Below are 16305 nucleotides of genomic sequence, written 5' to 3' on the forward strand. Positions count from 1 at the left end.
CCGGGATGCGCTGTCAGGCCGCGATAGGCGCGGCCACAACCGACGGAGACACGCCATGACCTACGAGCTTCCTTTCGACGACGCCTACGAGCCCTTCCACGTGTCCTCGCCGACCGACCGCGTCATCCTCGAACTGCAGATGTACGGCTATCGCCCGCATCAGGACGATCCCGACCCTCGGCCCCTTCCCGACGACGAGGTGATCCGGGCCGGCCTCGCCGGGATCGTCGAGACCTTTGCGGGCATGCTCGGCGATACCAGGCTCGAACCCGATCTTGACGACCTGCTCTGGTCCTTCGCAAACGTCTTCCACCGCGCCGCCGAGCGCGTCGCCCGCAGCCTCGACCGCAATGAGGAGGCCCAGCGCTTGAGCCAGCAGGAGCAGGACGGCTCGGAGGTGAAGTCCGTCGAGCTGGAACGGCTGACCGCGGAAGGCATCACCTATATCGAGCGCCGCAACGTGCTGGAAATCATGCGCGATGAGGCCGCCGACCTCTACGAGGCACAAACAGGATCGGCATGGCGGCCGCGCACCGGCTCCAAGGTCTCCCACCAGGCGATGACCGCGTCGGTGATCGACTCGAGAGACTTCCTCGCCGCCCGCCGCCATGCCGAAACCGAGGTGCTGGTGCCTGCCGGCACCAAGATCGCCTTCGCCGGCGGCCTCGACTGCAACGATCACGACCGGATCTGGGAGGCGCTCGACAAGGCCCGCGAGAAGCATCCCGACATGGTCCTGCTCCACGGCGGCAGCCCGCGCGGCGCCGAACGTATCGCCGCCTGCTGGGCCGAGAACCGTAAGGTCACCCAGATCGCCTTCAAGCCGGACTGGAACCGGCACGCCAAGGCGGCTCCGTTCCGCCGCAACGACCAGCTTCTCTCGGTGGTGCCCTATGGCCTGATCGTCTTTCCCGGCTCCGGCATCACCGACAACCTCGCCGACAAGGCCCGTCGGCTCGGCATTCCCGTCTGGCGGTTCGCGGAGGGCGGCGCGTGAGCGCCCTTTTCTTCCAAATCCAGAAAATCTGGATAATATAGAGATCGAAAAGGAGTCCAGCCATGCGTCAGTTCACGACGGGGGATCTCAACAAGCAGGTTGGCGACGTCACCGACGTTGCCAGCCGCGAACCCGTTATTCTTACCAAGCACCGGAAACCCCGGTTCGTGCTGATGAGTTACGAGCACTACGAACGGATGCGCATCGGCGGCGATCCCCGCCGCGCATACCGTGTCTCCGAGATGCCGGAGGAACACACGGAACTCTTCGACGCCGAGATCGACCGATTGGCGCGCGGGGAAGGATACGATGATGAGCGGTAGATTTCTGCCCGGTCAGGTGATACCCGTATCTTTGGGCATGGCAACACGAGCGCGGCGAAACGGAAGGCCGCAAAAGCCGGCCGACCTGCGTGGTCATTGCTGTCCGCAGCGCAAGAGACGGCCTGACCCATCTCGCGCTCCTGGCGATAACCACCTAGCCACCGCCCGCCGATCGAGTCGGCTTGGAAGTCTCTGCTATCGAGTGCCGCCGCGCCGGTCTGACCGATCTCAAGCGCTGTTGGATCGTGGTTGACGAATACAAGTACGATATTGCCGAACTGGTACATCGAATCCGACGGTAAGCCCCTCGGTCTGATGAAGATCGCAGCCGCCTTTATCGAAGCGCGCAGCGAGGGCCGCCGCGTCAGCCGTCTGGATTGACGTTCTCTTTTTGCGGCAGGGGGCTTGCGTCGGATCGGATCAGTCCGCCGTTTCCGCATGCCTGTACGCCGGTCGCAGGAACAGGAATGTTCGTCGCGCAAATCCGGTGTCATGCTGCTTTGCGCCGACGTATTCAATTCCAGCACAGGAACGCAGCATGGCCGCCGCCGCAAATAGGAAGATATCCGTGTCGATGCGGTTTCGTAGCGATGATCTCACCATCATCGACCGCGGTGCTGAGCTGCTCGGCCTGTCGCGCGCGGAGTTCATGCAGCGCGCAGCACTCCACGAGGCGCGGGCCGCCATCCTCAACGAAACCGTCATCCGCGTGTCCCCGCAAGCCTATGACGCCTTCATGCAGGCGATCACAGCCCCGGCCGCTCCGTCCCCGCCGAAGGCGGCCGAGCGGCTGCGTCGGTCCCCGCCCTGGGACCGCTAGGTGGCGCTTTCAAGCATCGAACTCCTCGACGACGCGCGCCGCGTCGACAGCTTCGATTGCGGCAAGCCGGCGCTCAACGCTTGGCTGGCCGACTTCGCGCGAAGGAACCAGGCCCGCGGGATTATCCGCGTCCTGGTCATTCACGACGAGGGAACAGTCGTCGGCTACTACGGCCTCGCGCCGGACGTGATCCAGCCAAACAGCGCGCCGCGCGCGATCCGCACCGGACGGCCGCCCGATCCGATCCCTTGCCTGCTGATCGGACAACTCGCCGTCGACCACCGCTATGCCGGACAAGGCATCGGCAGCGGCCTGGTCAAGGACGCGCAGCATCGCTGCGTCGCCGGCGCCGACATCGTCGGCGGCCGCGCGGTGGTGGTGCGGGCGATCGACGCCGAGGCCGAGCGCTACTTGCAGAGCTGGGGCTTCATTCCCGCGCGGGACAATCCGGCGGGGCTCATGCGCTCGATCCAGGACGTGAGCCTCTGGCTGGCCGACAAAGGCCACTGAGCTCCACGCGCGTAGCGCCTCGGGCAGGGTCCGGGCGCGCCGGCCTGCCGCCGGCCGGGCTCTCGTCGCGGCGTTCTTTCGCTCCCCGAGCCGGCTTCGCCGTCTCGGCCTTCGGGTGACGATCCCTCGCGCAGGGCCAGAGGCAGAGGGCGGCCGGAGCCGGGCGGGAGACGCTGGAGAGAAGGGAAAGTCACGATCTCGATGATATTCATAGGTGGATCACGCGAGATATTCGAGCTGCCGGAACCTGCCATCGCTCGCATCGGCGCAATCGTTGCTGCCGAGCACGGCGTGCTGATTGGCGACGCGCCCGGAGCCGATGCCGAGGCGCAGGGCCTGCTCGCCGGCTACGGCTACGACCATGTGGGTCTTCCATGCGGGCAAGGAACCCCGCAACAATCTCGGCGACTGGGCAGCCTACCATATTCCTTCTCCTGAGGGTGCCGAAGGATACTGGGTCCACGCCACCAAGGACCGGGAGATGGCGCGGCGCGCCGACTTTGGCATGATGGTCTGGGACGGCGCATCGCCCGGCACGGCCGTCAACGTGCTTCGGCTCGCCATCGCGAACAAGCCGTGCGTCATCTACGATCTGGCCAGGGGCAGCATGGCGACGACGTACAATGTGGGAGACTGGTGCGCCATGCTCCGCCATGCCGGTCCAGACATTCGCCGCCAAGCCGAAGCCCGCATGATGCCGGACGAGCGTCTGGCGTTGCCAGGATGATGTACGCGCGGTCCCGCCGACAGCCCGGCGGGTCCGATCCGATATGCTTGATCCGACCCCGCGCCGCCTACTCCACTTGTACGAAAGCCAGGGCCGGCCCTCTCGAAACCGCTCCACGCGCAGAGCCGCGGGGCATTGTGCGGATGATCATCTTGACGCTTCTCGCCTCTCAAGCGGGTGCAAGCGTGCCGGACAATATCCTGGCTTGCCGGGTCATCCAACCTGACTTCGCGGCATCGTCCGCGAGGGGCGTGAAGTTCGCTGCCAGCCGGCTCCGATCTCGAAACCGCTATGCCGCCATACCGAACATGCAAGGCGGTTACGCGCCAGGCTGCTATTCGATGTGTTGGCGGTGCCGACGACATGACCGGAGAGGCTGCAGCCTGTTCCTGCGATCCGGCAGCGTTGCGTCGGCCGTCAAGCGATGGCGGCCTGAGTTCTTGTCCATCTGCCGCATCCGGGGCCATTCCCGTTTCATGTCGCCTTTGTAGACGACCGCCTGCTTTGTGCGGTCAACCCCCGTTGGGGGTACACTCGACGAATATTCAGGAAAATTCGATTTCTGTTTTTTGTCTGCGGGCAGGCGAAGGGCCTGCCCGCTATTTTTCGGCAAATAGAATTTTCCAGAATTTTCACCGAGATGACCGCAGCAGGAGGGTCCTCTCCTTTGGCGCCATCGGGAATGGTCCCGATGCAACCGAAGGAGAACCACCATGGCCACCACGATCGCAAACCTCACCACCAAAGCCGACGGCTCGATGGAAGGCGTCTTTGCCACGCTCCGGGTCAACGCCCCGATCACCCTCATCCCGAACACCAACAAGTCGCGCGAGGACGCGCCCGACTACCGGATCGTCAACAAGCGCACGGGCTTCGAGATCGGAGCCGGCTGGCACCGCACCTCCCAGCGTTCGGGCGAGGAGTACCTCTCGGTCAAGCTGGAAGCCCCCGAGATCGGCGTGATCTTCGGCAATCTCGCTCCCGCCCCGGGCGGCGAGGAAAACAAGAAGGTCATCCTCTGGAACAACCCCCAGTGAGGCATCGGTGGCCGGCCCCTTCCGGGGCCGGATCCCCACCGGCAAAAGGAGGTTGCAATGAGCCGCTACACCATCACCGTTACTGGCACCGTCAGCGGACGGGGCCGCTCGGATCCAGACACTGTCATCGGTTACGACCCGCCACTTCGAACCTACTTCCTGCAAGCGTTCCCGCACGACGTGACCGACGACCCTGCACTCTGGCTCGGCACTCACGGTCACGCGTTCGAGAGGCTTGAGGATCTTCACGACGCAGCCGTCGCTCACGGCTATGGCTTCATGCCGCTGTCGGCCGATGTCGCGGCGAAACTCATCGAAGACAAGGCGGCTATGGCTGATCGGGCGCCGCCTTAATGATTCCGACTGGTCGAACGCGTCCCAAAAAGCCCGGCGACGGATCGCTCCGTCGCCGGGCTTTTCTTATGCAGAGTGGCTGGAGACTAATGTCTATCAGCCAGTGCGGCCGGTCGACGGCGAAACGGAAGGGAGTGCCTGGCCGAGATTTTCAGGATTGCGGAATTGAGAACCGCCAAGCCCGCTATAATCGATAGGCGGCGGAACTGATTTCCGCCAGACTGGCGCCGATCCACTGTCAGCTGGGAGCGTCGTCATTCTGGCCTATGGCGCGGCAGCGCAGCGCGCAGGACCGGTTTCAATGCCTCCAGGAGAGCGACTGGACTCGGCTCCTGCTCCTCGACGAAACCTTGTCCACGGCGTATTGGCTGTGCTCCTTTCTGGTTCGCGTCATGGCCTTTACGACCCCTGGTGCAGCAATTCGCCGCTGTCGATCATGCGCAGGTTCATATCGCTAGGCGTCTTGATGAGCAGTTGGGCGTAAAGGGCTCGCAGGTCACGCGGCTCGGTGCAGGCCAGCCAGGCGCGAAGCTTGTAGAGACCGGGCTGAAGGTCGGCGCCGAAGATGAAGGAGACGCTTTTTTGCTCCCGTGCAGGCATTGGGATTTCGCCGTGCTGGGAGCCGATCGAGCGATCTTCAAGCCAGAGCGAGGCAATGCAGCCGGGTTTGGCAAAGACGTTGTATCCGGTGGTGGCGCGGTACTCCACGGCGAGCTGCGTGCGGCCGGGCTCAGCAATCTTCAGCCAGCCTTGGAGTTCGACTGAGGTGAGGCCGGTGTAGAGCACACCGTTGCGTGACTGCTCACTGAGGGGAATGGCGCCGCCGATATAGATAAAGCTGCCGACGCTGTCGGCGGGGATCTCTGGAAGATTGTCTTTTTTGGCTGGCGCGACGCGGGCGATGGCGAGCGCGCCCCGCTGGTAACTTTGGCTCGCACCACCTTCGGTGGAAGCCTGCTTCGCGGCATCGTTGCCAGTGGCGGGCAGGCTGTCGTTGCTCTTTGCCGATGCGCCCCCCTGTCCGGTGATGCCGAGCTGCTCGATCAGCGAATCGAGTTTCCGCTCGATGCGGTCCAACTGCATCTGGGTTTCTGGCTGCCGGTCTTGCGCCAGGGCGAAGCCGGGGCCCTCAACGAAAATCAATGCTGCGATCGCAATGCCGAGCGCCAGCCCGCCCACACTTTTTCTTTGCATCATGGTGATGATCCTTCCATCGGCACGGTTCCAAAATTGTCGTGCGGCGCTGGCGCCACTTCTATCCCCTGTAGCGGCCGGCCTGGAGCGACAGCAGGCGTTTTCTCGTGCGCCGGCTCCAAGGTTGATCCAGGTGCAGGCGGTTCCGTCTGCGATCTCGCGGCCGAAGACGCATTGCCCTGTTCGAAATTATCACGACCCGTCGGCGGGGTGCTGGCGTTCTTTCCAGCGTCGGTGGGGCGATCGTCGCGCTGGCCGGCGACATCATGACCGATACTGACAGCCAGAAAGATCGAAGCCAGGACAGCGGCGATCGCGGCATAGCGGAACAGCGGATCGCGCCGGAACAGGGCGGGAACAAGTCTGAGCCAGCGTAGAAGCGTGGCTCGCACAGATGAGAAGAGCGTTTCATCCGTCATGTGGTTGACCCCTGCCGCTCGTATGTCGCCATCGCCGTCTCAATGTCTTCGGGCCCTATGGTCATGATGGCGTCGCGGCCGGCATTTCCGACACCCTTTGTCGCGAGGCGCATGGCCTGCGCCTCGCGCGTGCCTTCCCAAAGCGTGCGGATTGCGCGGGCATTGCCAAAATGGTCTCCACCTTCCGCCTCCATGCGGACGCAGGCAAGGTTGGCCTGGGCCTTGGCCGCGGCGTCGAGCACAAAACCTTCGTGGTCGGCGAGATTGCGAAAAATCCCCGCCAGCTCTTCAGCCGAATAGTCCTCGAACATGATTGTCCTGGTGAATCGGGAGCGCAGGCCGGGATTTGAATCCAGGAAGCGGCGCATTTCGCCAGTGTAGCCGGCGGCGATGACACACAATCGATCCCGATGGTCCTCCATCAGCTTCAGCAGCGTGTCGATCGCCTCGCGGCCAAAATCGTTTTTTTGTCCCTCCGGCACCAGGGCGTAGGCCTCATCGATGAACAGCACGCCATCGAGCGCTGCCTCGACGGCTTGCCGTGTCAGGATCGCGGTCTGGCCGACATAGCCGGCGACAAGCTGGCTCCGATCGGCCTCGACGACATGGCCGGATCTGAGGAGGCCGAGGGCTGCAAGTATTTCGCCCATGAGACGTGCCGCCGTAGTTTTGCCGGTCCCTGGATTGCCAAGGAAGACCAGATGCAAGCTTGGAGGTGCGGTGTTGATGCCGTGGCGCCGACGTTCCTGCTCGGCCTGCAGCACGGCGACCAGTTTCCTGACCTCCGCCTTGACGGAGCGCCATCCGGTCATGGCGTCGAGTTCGGCCAGCACCTCATCGAGCGGCCGATGTTTTGACGTCCGGATGGGAAGAGCGGATTTGGTTTCAACGTCTCGCCGATCGTTCCCCTGCAAAAATTTCCGCGATGCCGGCAGGCCATATTTGTCGGCATGCGCCAGCCGCCAGCCCATGACGGTCATCGCGACGAGGAGGATGACGCCGGAATAGGCTTCCAGCAGCGCAAGCACGACGATCAGAACGGCAAGGCCAAGGATGATCGGGACCAGAACGCGCTGCATCTTTTGCTCAACCTGACTGGCTTTGGGGCGCGAAACGGTTGCTCTCGACGCGTGCGACCATTTCGGGCCGGCGAAAATAAATCGCGCGGCCGCAGCGCAGCGGTTGTCGGCCCTGGACGAAAACGAACTGCTCGTCTGCCCGGGCGTCGGCGAGAATTTCTGAGACGGTCGCCAGCCGCCGGCCGCGTTCGGATCTTTGCTCCGAGGCGCCGGTCGAGGCGGTGCCGATCTCGAGCGGCTTTGCGCTTTTGCCGCGATTCCTTGTCTCGGAGTTCAGCACGACGCCATGTTCGCCGAGCGCTTCGGACACAGCGCGAGCCTGTTCGAGCGAACCGATCGCGGCGTAGGATCGCCAGGATGCGCTTTCGAACCAGGCGCTCTTGCCGCCGTCGCTCCACTGCTCCCTGAGCTGCCCTTCGGACTGATAGAGCATGACCAGGGTGATGCCGTATTTGCGGCCGGCATCGCGGGCGCGGGCCAGGGATGTCATGTAGCCAAGACGTGCGACCTCATCGAGCAGGAAGACGACGCGTCCGCCGGGCAACACAGCGTCGGCCTCATAGACGGCATTCAGCAACGATCCGACAACGACACGGGCGAGCGCCGGCGTCGATTCTAGCACCTTCATCGGGATGTTGATAAAGAGGTCGAGATTGCCGGCAACCAGATCAGCAGTGCGAAAGCTGTTGCCCGACAGCAGTTTTGCATAGGCGGGATTGGCGAGCCATTCGGTCTGCTCGCTCATGTTGCCGTAGACGCCGGAGAACGTCTCGGCGACCAGTCCCATCAACTGGCCGGCGAGATGGCGGGCGCGATGCGAGGAGGAGTGTTCAAAAATGCGCGCCAGCTCGTCCCGCATTTTTTGCTCCGGCAAGGCGAGCCGTTGCGCCAGCGTGATGAGATTGCGTTTGTCGTCGGGCAGATTTTTATCGAAAACGATGTCGGAAAGCAGGGTCTCGACGATGGCCTTGCCACGGCCCTCGAAAAAGACCTTGCCGGAGGCGCCGTGCGGCGCATCACGGGTGGCGGTGTGTTTCTCGCCGCATATCCAGTCGACGACCGAGCGGATGTCGCCGTCGATGAGCGGCGAATTTTTTGTCAGCCAGTCGAGCGCATTGAAGGCTCCGGTGCCCTTCATCGGGTCAATCGATATGACGCGCCGGGCCATGGCCGTGCGCGCGCCGGTCAGCATCGGGGCAAGCTCGGAGGAGGGATCGAGGGTGACGATCGAGCCGCGCCAGGTGAGCAGCGTCGGCACGCAGACGGACACAGTTTTGTAGGCGCCCGATCCGGCGAAGACGAGGCCATGCGTGCCGCCCCAGGAGAGGTCGAAGGTGAGCAGAGGTGACTTGCCACCCTTGCCCCAGGTTTTTTGATCGCGCGGATCGAAGTTTTGTCTGCGCCGCGCTGGCGCGTCCTGGTCAACGCGGTAGGCTTCGCCGATGACGATGCCGCCTAGATCTTTTGTGCCCGGCGACCTGTTGGCACCACCAAACAGATTTTGCGCTTCGCGAATGTCCATCCAGTCGGCGTGGCCAAAAATGTCGGAAGCGGCGCGTTCGATCGGCGCAACGGAGTGTGGGCGCAACGACCCGCCCATCAGGATTTTTGTTCCGGCAACGCTGGCGAGAAACCCGACGGCACCGGCATAGAAGACGCTCATGTCCGCCGCGTTCAAAATGGCGGACCAAGGATAGGCCGGCCGCAGTTCGAGCAGCCGTGTCGCTTCGGGCCAGACGGTGAGAATGGTTGCGGCCACCATGCCGAGGATACCAGCGGCCGACGTCGTCGGTAGCGCCAATCCGGATTGGCGTAGAAGAAGCGCTGCGCTCATGGTGGCGGCCGGACCGATGAGCGCGATCGACGGCCATGCGGAATAGGCGAAGCGGTAGAGGAGCGAGGAGGCTGACAAGCCGTCCAGATACCAACCGATCAGCAAATCGCCCCACAGGGTATGGGCATAGCGCCAAGCTGGGTACCAGATGACGAGCGGCAGGATGGCGACGGCTGCCTTGAACAGCGTCTTGGCGAGATCGTAGGATAGCCGACCGAACATTTTTGTCCCCCGGCGTCAGCGCTATGAGCGTTCAGATATTCGGCCGCGATCCCGCTCCCCATCGAACTCTGCCGTGGGATGAACGCGACGCACGGTACCGTTCTGCTCGGCGGCCAGTGCTGCGATGACGTCGTGATCGGCCAGCCCTTCCCAGTGCCGCAGGACCTTGTTCCAGCGCAGGCCGGCGCCGCGCAGGCGGGTGACGAACGGGGTCGGCAGCGGAGCGGGGAAGGTGACGGTCAACGGTTCGTTTGTTGCGTCTTTGCCAACCGTCTCCTGATCGAGCGCCGTTTTGCCGGCCTTCGTCCACTCGGCGAGTTTGGTCCTGTCGCGCACGCTCTCGGCCAGCGACAGCAGCAAAGGGCGGCTTCCTCGAGATCGATCAACCCTGCCCGTTCGATGAGGGTTCCGGCCTCGACGAGGCGGCGAGTGCGCTGCTTGCGCTCGTCCGCCTTGAGCCTGGCTTCCTGCTCGGCGAGCTTGGCCCGCTGCTGCTCCAGGCGGCTCATGCGTTCGGCAAGCGAGGTACGGGCCATGACGAGAATCTCCGTCTTTTCTCCGTCCACCAAGCCCGGACGGACTTTGCCAGCCAGGGCGCGTCTCTTCAACCCCATTTTGTATATGCCGGGGGATGCAACCAAGGTCCCGGCGTGGTCCGCAGCTACGGTTCTGCCACATCGCCGAAGGTAAGTCGATACGCTGGCCGATGAATTGTTGCAGACGCAATATGCATTCTCCGAATGCTTGCTTGCACCGGCGGGTCAGTGATGGCATCCTGCGGCAATGGCTATCGCTTTCGCCCGTGCCCGCTACATCTCCCGCTCGGACGGCGGCAGTGCGGTGCGCTCGGCCGCCTATAACGGCCGCGAGGCGATCAAGGCGCAACGCACCGGCGAGGTGTTTTACTTCAAGCACCGCGAGGCGCCGGAGCATCACGAGGTGCTGTTGCCGGAAGGCGCACCGTCAGAGCTGGCGTCGAGCGATGCGCTGTGGAACGCGGCCGAGGCCATGGAAAAACGCAAGGACGCGCAGCTGGCGCGCGAGCTCGTGCTGGCCCTGCCGGCCAATGAAGAGCTTGGCCATGACGACCGGGTGGAGCTGGCAAGGTCGTTTGCGCAGGAACATTTTGTCTCGAAAGGGCTGGCGGTGCAGCTCGATGTCCATGCGCCGCATGGGGCGGAGAGCAAGGGCGAGCGGGCTAATTACCATGCGCATTTGTTGATCACGACGCGGCGTCTTGGGGAGGAGGGGTTTGCCGCCAAAAAAGCGCGCGATCTCGATCCCGTCATCAAGCGGGGCGGGGGGCGGGCCATTGTCGCTGAGGGTGAGGCCTGGGGACAATTGTGGCGCGATCATCAGAACCGCTATTTTGCCGAACAGGGGCTTTTGATCCGCGTCGATGCGACGAGCGCGGTGCCGCAGGAGCATATCGGCCCGATCCGCATGCGCACGCCGGGTGCGGAGGCCAATGTGCGGGCCGAGCATATCAGGCGAGCCAATGAAGAAGCCGCGCGCGATCCGGACCATGTGCTCGCTGTTCTGACGCGCAACCAGGCGAGCTTTTCCGAGTACGATCTGGACCGGCATCTGAAAAGGCACATTCGCGATGAGGGCGAACGGGCGGATGTGAGGGGCAAGGTGCTCGGGCGTGACGATGTGCTGGCGCTGCATGACCGGGAGACAGGCGAGAGTGCAGGACGCTGGACAACGCGGGCGGTGCGCGACCAGGAGATTTTGGCGCTTGCCGATGGTCGGCGCGTGGCCGGAGGGTCACATCGCGATGTCGGGGCAAGGGCGCGCGAGCGGCTCGTATCCGTGCAGGAACTGCGCGCGGATCAGTTGGCCGCGTTCGATCATGCGACGGAGTCCGGCGGGCTAAAGATAATCGAAGGCCGGGCCGGGACGGGAAAGAGTTTTGCACTTGGCTCCATTCGCGAGTCGCATGAGGCGGCGGGTTATCGGGTTGTCGGACTGGCGCCGACAAACGCCGTGGCGCAGACGATGAAGGAGGACGGTTTTGCGCGCTCGTCCACCGTTCATGCCGAACTGTTCCGGCTGAAGAATGGCCGTGTGCAGTGGGACCATCGCACGCTGGTTGTTGTCGACGAGGCGGCGATGATGGACGCCAAGGTGACCGGCGAGGTGTTACGCGAAGCGCGGCTGTCGGGCGCCAAGGTTGTGCTGGCAGGCGACGACCGGCAACTCGGCTCGATCGAGCGCGGCGGGCTGTTCACCGAACTGAAGAAAGAACACGGCTCGGCCGAGATCACGCAGGTGACACGCCAGAAGGTGGATTGGCAAAAAGAGGCGGCGCGCGATCTGTCGGACGGGCGCTTCGAGCAAGCCTTGCGGGCCTTCGCGCGAAACAAATCGGTGGTGTGGACGTCGAAGCAGGACGAATTGCGAGAAAAACTGGTCGAACGGTGGGCCAAGGCTGCTGCCTCCAATCCGACGGCATCGCGGTTCGTGTTCGCCTACACCAACAAGGATGTCGACGCGCTGAACAAGGATCTGCGCGCGGTTCGTCGCGAACGTGGTGAGCTCGGTGAGGACTTTGTGTTTACCACCAAGCACGGGGAGGCCGCGTTCGCGGTCGGCGACCGGGTGCAGTTCACGGATACGCTGAAGGGCGCCGGCATCTACAACGGCAATGCCGGCGTGATCACCAGCATTGACCGCAACTTTGGCCGCATAGGTGTCGTGCTCGATGCGGCGGCAGGCCGGGAAGGGCGGAAGGTCGAATGGTATGCATCGGAGTTTTCTGGATTCCGGCACGGCTATGCCGGCACGATCTACAAAGGCCAGGGCAAGACGCTCGACCATACCTATCTCATGCACACGCATCACTGGCGTGCCGCCTCGAGCTATGTTGCGCTGACGAGGCAGCGTGAGAGCGCGACAATCTTCGTGGCGACCCAGACTGCGCGGGATTTGCGGCAGCTCGCCCGCCAGATCGGCCGCAACGAGATCAAGGCGGCGTCAGTGGCTTATGCAACACGCGACGAGCTCAGCGCGGAACAACGGGCGAAGTTGGACGAGGGACGGGCGACGGAGAACGCTCGGACAGTGTTGCATGTTGGGCAAGCTCAGGATGACCGGGAACCAGAGGAGCAGCGGATGGCTTCAGTTGCCGAAGAGGCACACGCGGGCATGCGTCAGGCAGATCCGCGCACTCCGGAGATGCAGTCCGGCGCGGTTGCCAAGAACGCGGAGAGCCAGCGTCGGCCTGAGCATCGAGGCGCGACGCCTGAGCCCGTCGTGGCGCAGAAGTCAAAAAAGGCAGTAGGCAGCTATCGCCGCGGGCCAGCTGATGATCGGGTCGTGGCGAGCAAAACCGAAAATCGGCAGGCCGTTCCAGGTGCCAGAAATGAAGAGGGGTCGCCCAGCACCACCCCCGACCGGCCAGCGGACCTCAGGGTGCTGATAGCTGCATTCCAGGATGTGGCTGCTGGTGGCGTGCGCCGCGACAGCTTTGGGCGATCGATCGACGAAAAAAGCATCGCCGCTGCTGTCAGTCGCGATGCGGATGTACAGCGCGAGCGCGAGGCTCGCTCAATCTATCTGCAGACCGCCTACCGTGATCCGAAATCCGCGGCGCGGCGTCTCGACGAAATCATTGCGCGAGACGGCCCGACAAGTGCTGCACAACGGATATCGGTTGATGCAGCACTGCTTGGCGAACTGCGGGGCAGGGAAGGGTTCTTCGCCGGCGCTAAGGCTCGTGAGGAGCGGGAAGCAGCTCATAGAGCAACCGCGGCGATCGGTCCGAACATTGTCCGGGCTGCCGAGTTCGAGAACCTGGCCGAGCAATCCTATCGCGCCGAGGTCGAAAAGCAGCTCAAGGCTGACGCGGTGGAGGTAAGGGATGTTTCGGATCGGGCGAAAGCCGCGCTCGGAAAAATTGCAATGGCCAAGGATGATCGCGAGCGAGCCGAAGCCTTCAAGGCGGTGTCAGCCGATCAGGAGGTCAGTCGGGAGATCGCCACATTCAGGAAATCGATTGAAGCCCGTTTCGGTGAAGACGGCGCTCGCGAAATCGCTCGTGCGACAGCATCGGGCAAACCGTTTGAACATCCGTCCGCACCGAAATCCGAGCAGGGCAGGTTGGGTGAGGCCGCGGCTCTCTATTCTGCGGCCCGATCTGGTGAAGTCGCGTCCAGGCGACAGGCCGAAACTGAGCGTCTTTCAGCGCGAGAATCCAAGTCGACACGGCTGAAGCAGTAGGGAAAAGGGCTGCTATGAAAGCGGCGCGTGGGCCGGCTGTCGTTTTCATCCAGCGCGGAGCCTTGATGCCCCCCATCTGCGGAGGCTGCAATCGGCCCGAAGCGTGAGCGCGCCGAGAGGACAGGTACCGGCCTGATCCGCAGGCAGCCAGGTGTCGCCCTCGAGCCAAATCAACTGCCGTCACTTCGGGCCTACCCAACCAAACCTCTGTGCAGAGGTACTGGTGCCCCTGTAGAGGGTCGCGCGATGCTCCTTCAGGAGCCGGGCGACCTCGACCGCGCTCAATATCGCCGTTGATACCGTCGCGCATGGGCGAGCTCGTCGGCCGATAGGGCAGGGGAGAGACCGAACCGCATCCGGCGCGCCCTCGCCCCGATCCGGCGCGGAGACATCAAATAGCTCAAACCTCACTAAAGTCGTAGCGAAACCCCCGGACCTCCCAAAGCTCTGACAGGGTCGGGGTTTCTTTCAAAAAACGAAGAACCTTCCGAGCCGCGATCAAATTGTAGGGGAACATTCCAATTGATGAGTGCCCGCAATTCAGCCGCACGACCTCAGGCGGAAGATTGCACTTCGCCAGCAACTTAATGAGACGCTCAGAGCCTTCTGGGCGCGCAACCGTATCGTCCTTACCGAGCAAGAACATCAAATCCAGACGAGGACGGGTAAGGCCGAAAAGATGCTTCTCTAGATCGATGAGACCCCAAGCGGTTCTTAGCCCTTCCAGTGACATGGACGGTTCAATACGACCACGTAAGGCCGTCATGGTCTCCGCAGTCCAGACGAGATCAGCTGGGCTTCCCGGCGATACCATGAGAACCGCCTTATCAACCTTCTGCTCTTGGGCAGCAACGAGACCCGCAATAGTGCCACCCAAACACATCCCTACAACCGAGATTTTCTGATACCCCTGATCATAAAGCCAACGAACAATCTTACGGCCATCTAAGACAGCCTGTCTCATCGACTGGACGGTGCGCCCTAAATTCGCGTTGAAAAGTTTCTCCTCAGAATAGTCATTCGAAGCCCGCCCAAAATGATACGGAAGTGTAGCTTCAATAACCGTTATGCCCTTTCGAGCGAAGTATTTTGAAAATGCCGGATACCGACTCCGAGCATACCAATGATGAAACACAACAATCGCATGTTGTTTCAATCCGCTGTCGGCAACAACGCATTCGAACGCATTGTTCGTCAGGTCGTCAGTTGAAATATCAGATTGGAATAGAACACCATCCGCTTCTTCCCTTAACGGAACAGCTGGCAATATAGGGGCGAAAAACGCCTCGCCCTTGGAAATTTCATTGAAGACCAGTTCGTCAGAACCATCTTGAGAAAATGGAACCGCCTTATCATGAATACGCCTCTGTCGTTCTAATGATCTCAGAACGTGCTTGCGATCATAACGGCGCGCTAGATAACGGAACATTTTCTCTCCTTTCTTGCAGGTCGGAAACCTATCATCATAAAACCAATGCTGAAGTCCCGCCGTACTTCATTCACTCGACAGAGGCGGCTGGACATCCCTCCACACTGTTTAGCGCCCGATAAAGGGTTGCTCGATGCACCTTCAGGAGCCGTGCAACCTCAGTCACAGGCTTGTCTTGGGCGATGAGCTGACGGGCGTGCGTGACCTGGTCGGCCGATAGGGCAGGGGAAGGACCGAACCGCACTCCACGTGCCCTGGCCGCGATCCTGCCAGCGCTGGTGCGCTCCACAATCAAGGATCGCTCGAAATCCGCAACGCCGGCGAACACGGTCAACACCATGCGGCCGGCCGGCGTCGTCGTGTCGGCCCATGGCTCGGCCAAAGATCGCAAGCCGGCCTCGGCCTCCCTGATCCGCTCGGCAATATCGAGAAGGTCGCGCGTCGATCGGGCGAGGCGGTCTAGCCTGGTGACCGTCACCACGTCGCCGGGGCGCAAATGGTCGAGGAGCTTCACAAGCTCGGGCCGATCTCGCTTTGCCCCGGAAACCTTTTCCTCAAAGAGGCGAATGCAGCCGGCCGCGCCAAGCGCCGCGTGCTGCTGGTCGAGGTCCTGGCCCTGGGTGGAGACCCGGGCATAGCCAATCATCATCGTGGCGGGCTTCCTCGCAAGTTATGTCGCAAGGACAATTATCACTTGCGACAAAGACATGCGACACAAAAACCCCCTGACTTTCAGGGGACGGCCGATCTGTTGCAGCTTTTAGGAATTATGCGACGCAGCAACGATCTGCCGAAGAAGCTGCGCGAAATGGGCCGATATGGTCCGACCTGGAACGCCGGCCTTCGGCGTTACGGAAGAGTTCAGAGTCTCCCGTTGAGTCGTGTCAGGCGGTGAGGTGGTGCTAAGTAGCATAGATCTGTCTAACTGAAGCTTATAGGAGGAGTGCCTACTGTAACAGTTGAGAGATTTCCGGTGGGCTATCGCGAGTATGATGCCCGATGTTCACCGTGAATACTCTAAATAATTGAAAAAATATTAATTGTAAATGGTGATGTTAAAGCAAGTTAGAGATGAGACAGCGCTGGCAAGTTAGAAATGCGACCCTCATAGGGAAGGGCGTTCGGTTCCTAGCAAA

General features: G+C 62.3%; 16 protein-coding genes and 1 pseudogene. 9 read left to right on the plus strand and 8 right to left on the minus strand.

All coding sequences use genetic code 11. From position 1 onward, the window contains the following. The first annotated feature begins 55 nt into the window (after positions 1 to 55). The 5 genes and pseudogenes from NKJ90_RS15200 (at position 56) to NKJ90_RS15220 (ending at position 2650) form a co-directional block, all read left to right on the plus strand. Positions 56 to 997: a DUF2493 domain-containing protein gene (locus tag NKJ90_RS15200; RefSeq protein ID WP_031259995.1), complete on the plus strand. Its 942-nt coding sequence runs from the start codon at positions 56 to 58 to the stop codon at positions 995 to 997. Between the two features lie 62 nt (positions 998 to 1059). Then, complete coding sequence (locus NKJ90_RS15205) at positions 1060 to 1320, plus strand: type II toxin-antitoxin system prevent-host-death family antitoxin (protein ID WP_352486276.1); 261 nt, start codon at positions 1060 to 1062, stop codon at positions 1318 to 1320. Then, positions 1310 to 1701: pseudogene (locus tag NKJ90_RS15210) on the plus strand (hypothetical protein). Before NKJ90_RS15205 ends, NKJ90_RS15210 begins: the two are co-directional and overlap by 11 nt. Positions 1702 to 1894: 193 nt before the next feature. Continuing rightward, the gene (locus NKJ90_RS15215; RefSeq protein ID WP_352486277.1) at positions 1895 to 2140 is read left to right on the plus strand and encodes a type II toxin-antitoxin system TacA family antitoxin; all 246 of its coding nucleotides are present in this window, start codon (positions 1895 to 1897) and stop codon (positions 2138 to 2140) included. Continuing rightward, a complete protein-coding gene (locus tag NKJ90_RS15220; RefSeq protein ID WP_352486279.1) occupies positions 2141 to 2650 on the plus strand; it encodes a GNAT family N-acetyltransferase in 510 nt (169 codons plus the stop codon). Between the two features lie 219 nt (positions 2651 to 2869). Here NKJ90_RS15220 and NKJ90_RS15225 read toward each other — a convergent pair whose 3' ends face one another. Further along, a complete protein-coding gene (locus tag NKJ90_RS15225) occupies positions 2870 to 3013 on the minus strand; it encodes a hypothetical protein (RefSeq protein WP_352486280.1) in 144 nt (47 codons plus the stop codon). On the opposite strand from NKJ90_RS15225, the gene NKJ90_RS15230 reads away from it, so the two are divergent. The 3 genes from NKJ90_RS15230 (at position 3012) to NKJ90_RS15240 (ending at position 4768) form a co-directional block, all read left to right on the plus strand. Then, on the plus strand, positions 3012 to 3377 hold the full coding sequence (locus NKJ90_RS15230) for a hypothetical protein (RefSeq protein ID WP_352486282.1): 366 nt from the start codon (positions 3012 to 3014) through the stop codon (positions 3375 to 3377). The genes NKJ90_RS15225 and NKJ90_RS15230 overlap by 2 nt on opposite strands. Positions 3378 to 4090: 713 nt before the next feature. Then, complete coding sequence (locus tag NKJ90_RS15235) at positions 4091 to 4414, plus strand: DUF736 domain-containing protein (RefSeq protein ID WP_023803002.1); 324 nt, start codon at positions 4091 to 4093, stop codon at positions 4412 to 4414. A gap of 57 nt (positions 4415 to 4471) precedes the next feature. After that, the gene (locus tag NKJ90_RS15240; RefSeq protein ID WP_352486283.1) at positions 4472 to 4768 is read left to right on the plus strand and encodes a hypothetical protein; all 297 of its coding nucleotides are present in this window, start codon (positions 4472 to 4474) and stop codon (positions 4766 to 4768) included. Between the two features lie 399 nt (positions 4769 to 5167). Here NKJ90_RS15240 and NKJ90_RS15245 read toward each other — a convergent pair whose 3' ends face one another. The 5 genes from NKJ90_RS15245 to NKJ90_RS15265 are packed head-to-tail and all read right to left on the minus strand — an operon-like array spanning position 5168 to position 9876. After that, entirely contained in the window at positions 5168 to 5965 is a 798-nt protein-coding gene (locus tag NKJ90_RS15245; protein WP_352486284.1) for a hypothetical protein, read from the minus strand. Then, positions 5962 to 6381, minus strand: coding sequence for a hypothetical protein (locus tag NKJ90_RS15250; protein WP_352486285.1), 420 nt, complete (start codon positions 6379 to 6381; stop codon positions 5962 to 5964). Before NKJ90_RS15250 ends, NKJ90_RS15245 begins: the two co-directional genes overlap by 4 nt. Further along, entirely contained in the window at positions 6378 to 7460 is a 1083-nt protein-coding gene (locus tag NKJ90_RS15255) for an AAA family ATPase (protein ID WP_352486286.1), read from the minus strand. The genes NKJ90_RS15250 and NKJ90_RS15255 overlap by 4 nt, the downstream gene beginning before the upstream one ends. A 7-nt stretch (positions 7461 to 7467) precedes the next feature. After that, entirely contained in the window at positions 7468 to 9516 is a 2049-nt protein-coding gene (locus tag NKJ90_RS15260) for a type IV secretory system conjugative DNA transfer family protein (RefSeq protein ID WP_352486287.1), read from the minus strand. Positions 9517 to 9537: 21 nt separating this feature from the next. Then, positions 9538 to 9876 (minus strand): hypothetical protein, encoded by a 339-nt coding sequence (locus NKJ90_RS15265; protein ID WP_352486288.1) that lies wholly within the window; start codon positions 9874 to 9876, stop codon positions 9538 to 9540. A gap of 423 nt (positions 9877 to 10299) precedes the next feature. Between NKJ90_RS15265 and NKJ90_RS15270 the strand changes: the two genes are divergently transcribed. After that, complete coding sequence (locus NKJ90_RS15270; RefSeq protein WP_352486289.1) at positions 10300 to 13740, plus strand: AAA family ATPase; 3441 nt, start codon at positions 10300 to 10302, stop codon at positions 13738 to 13740. A gap of 400 nt (positions 13741 to 14140) precedes the next feature. Here the strand turns inward: NKJ90_RS15270 and NKJ90_RS15275 are convergent, their stop codons facing one another. Continuing rightward, positions 14141 to 15169, minus strand: a complete 1029-nt coding sequence (locus NKJ90_RS15275; protein WP_352486290.1) for an alpha/beta hydrolase family protein — start codon at positions 15167 to 15169, stop codon at positions 14141 to 14143. A gap of 70 nt (positions 15170 to 15239) precedes the next feature. After that, on the minus strand, positions 15240 to 15818 hold the full coding sequence (locus tag NKJ90_RS15280) for a recombinase family protein (RefSeq protein WP_352486291.1): 579 nt from the start codon (positions 15816 to 15818) through the stop codon (positions 15240 to 15242). Between the last annotated feature and the right edge of the window lie 487 nt (positions 15819 to 16305).

The organism is Mesorhizobium sp. M0051 (assembly GCF_040323235.1).
Taxonomy (GTDB): domain Bacteria; phylum Pseudomonadota; class Alphaproteobacteria; order Rhizobiales; family Rhizobiaceae; genus Mesorhizobium.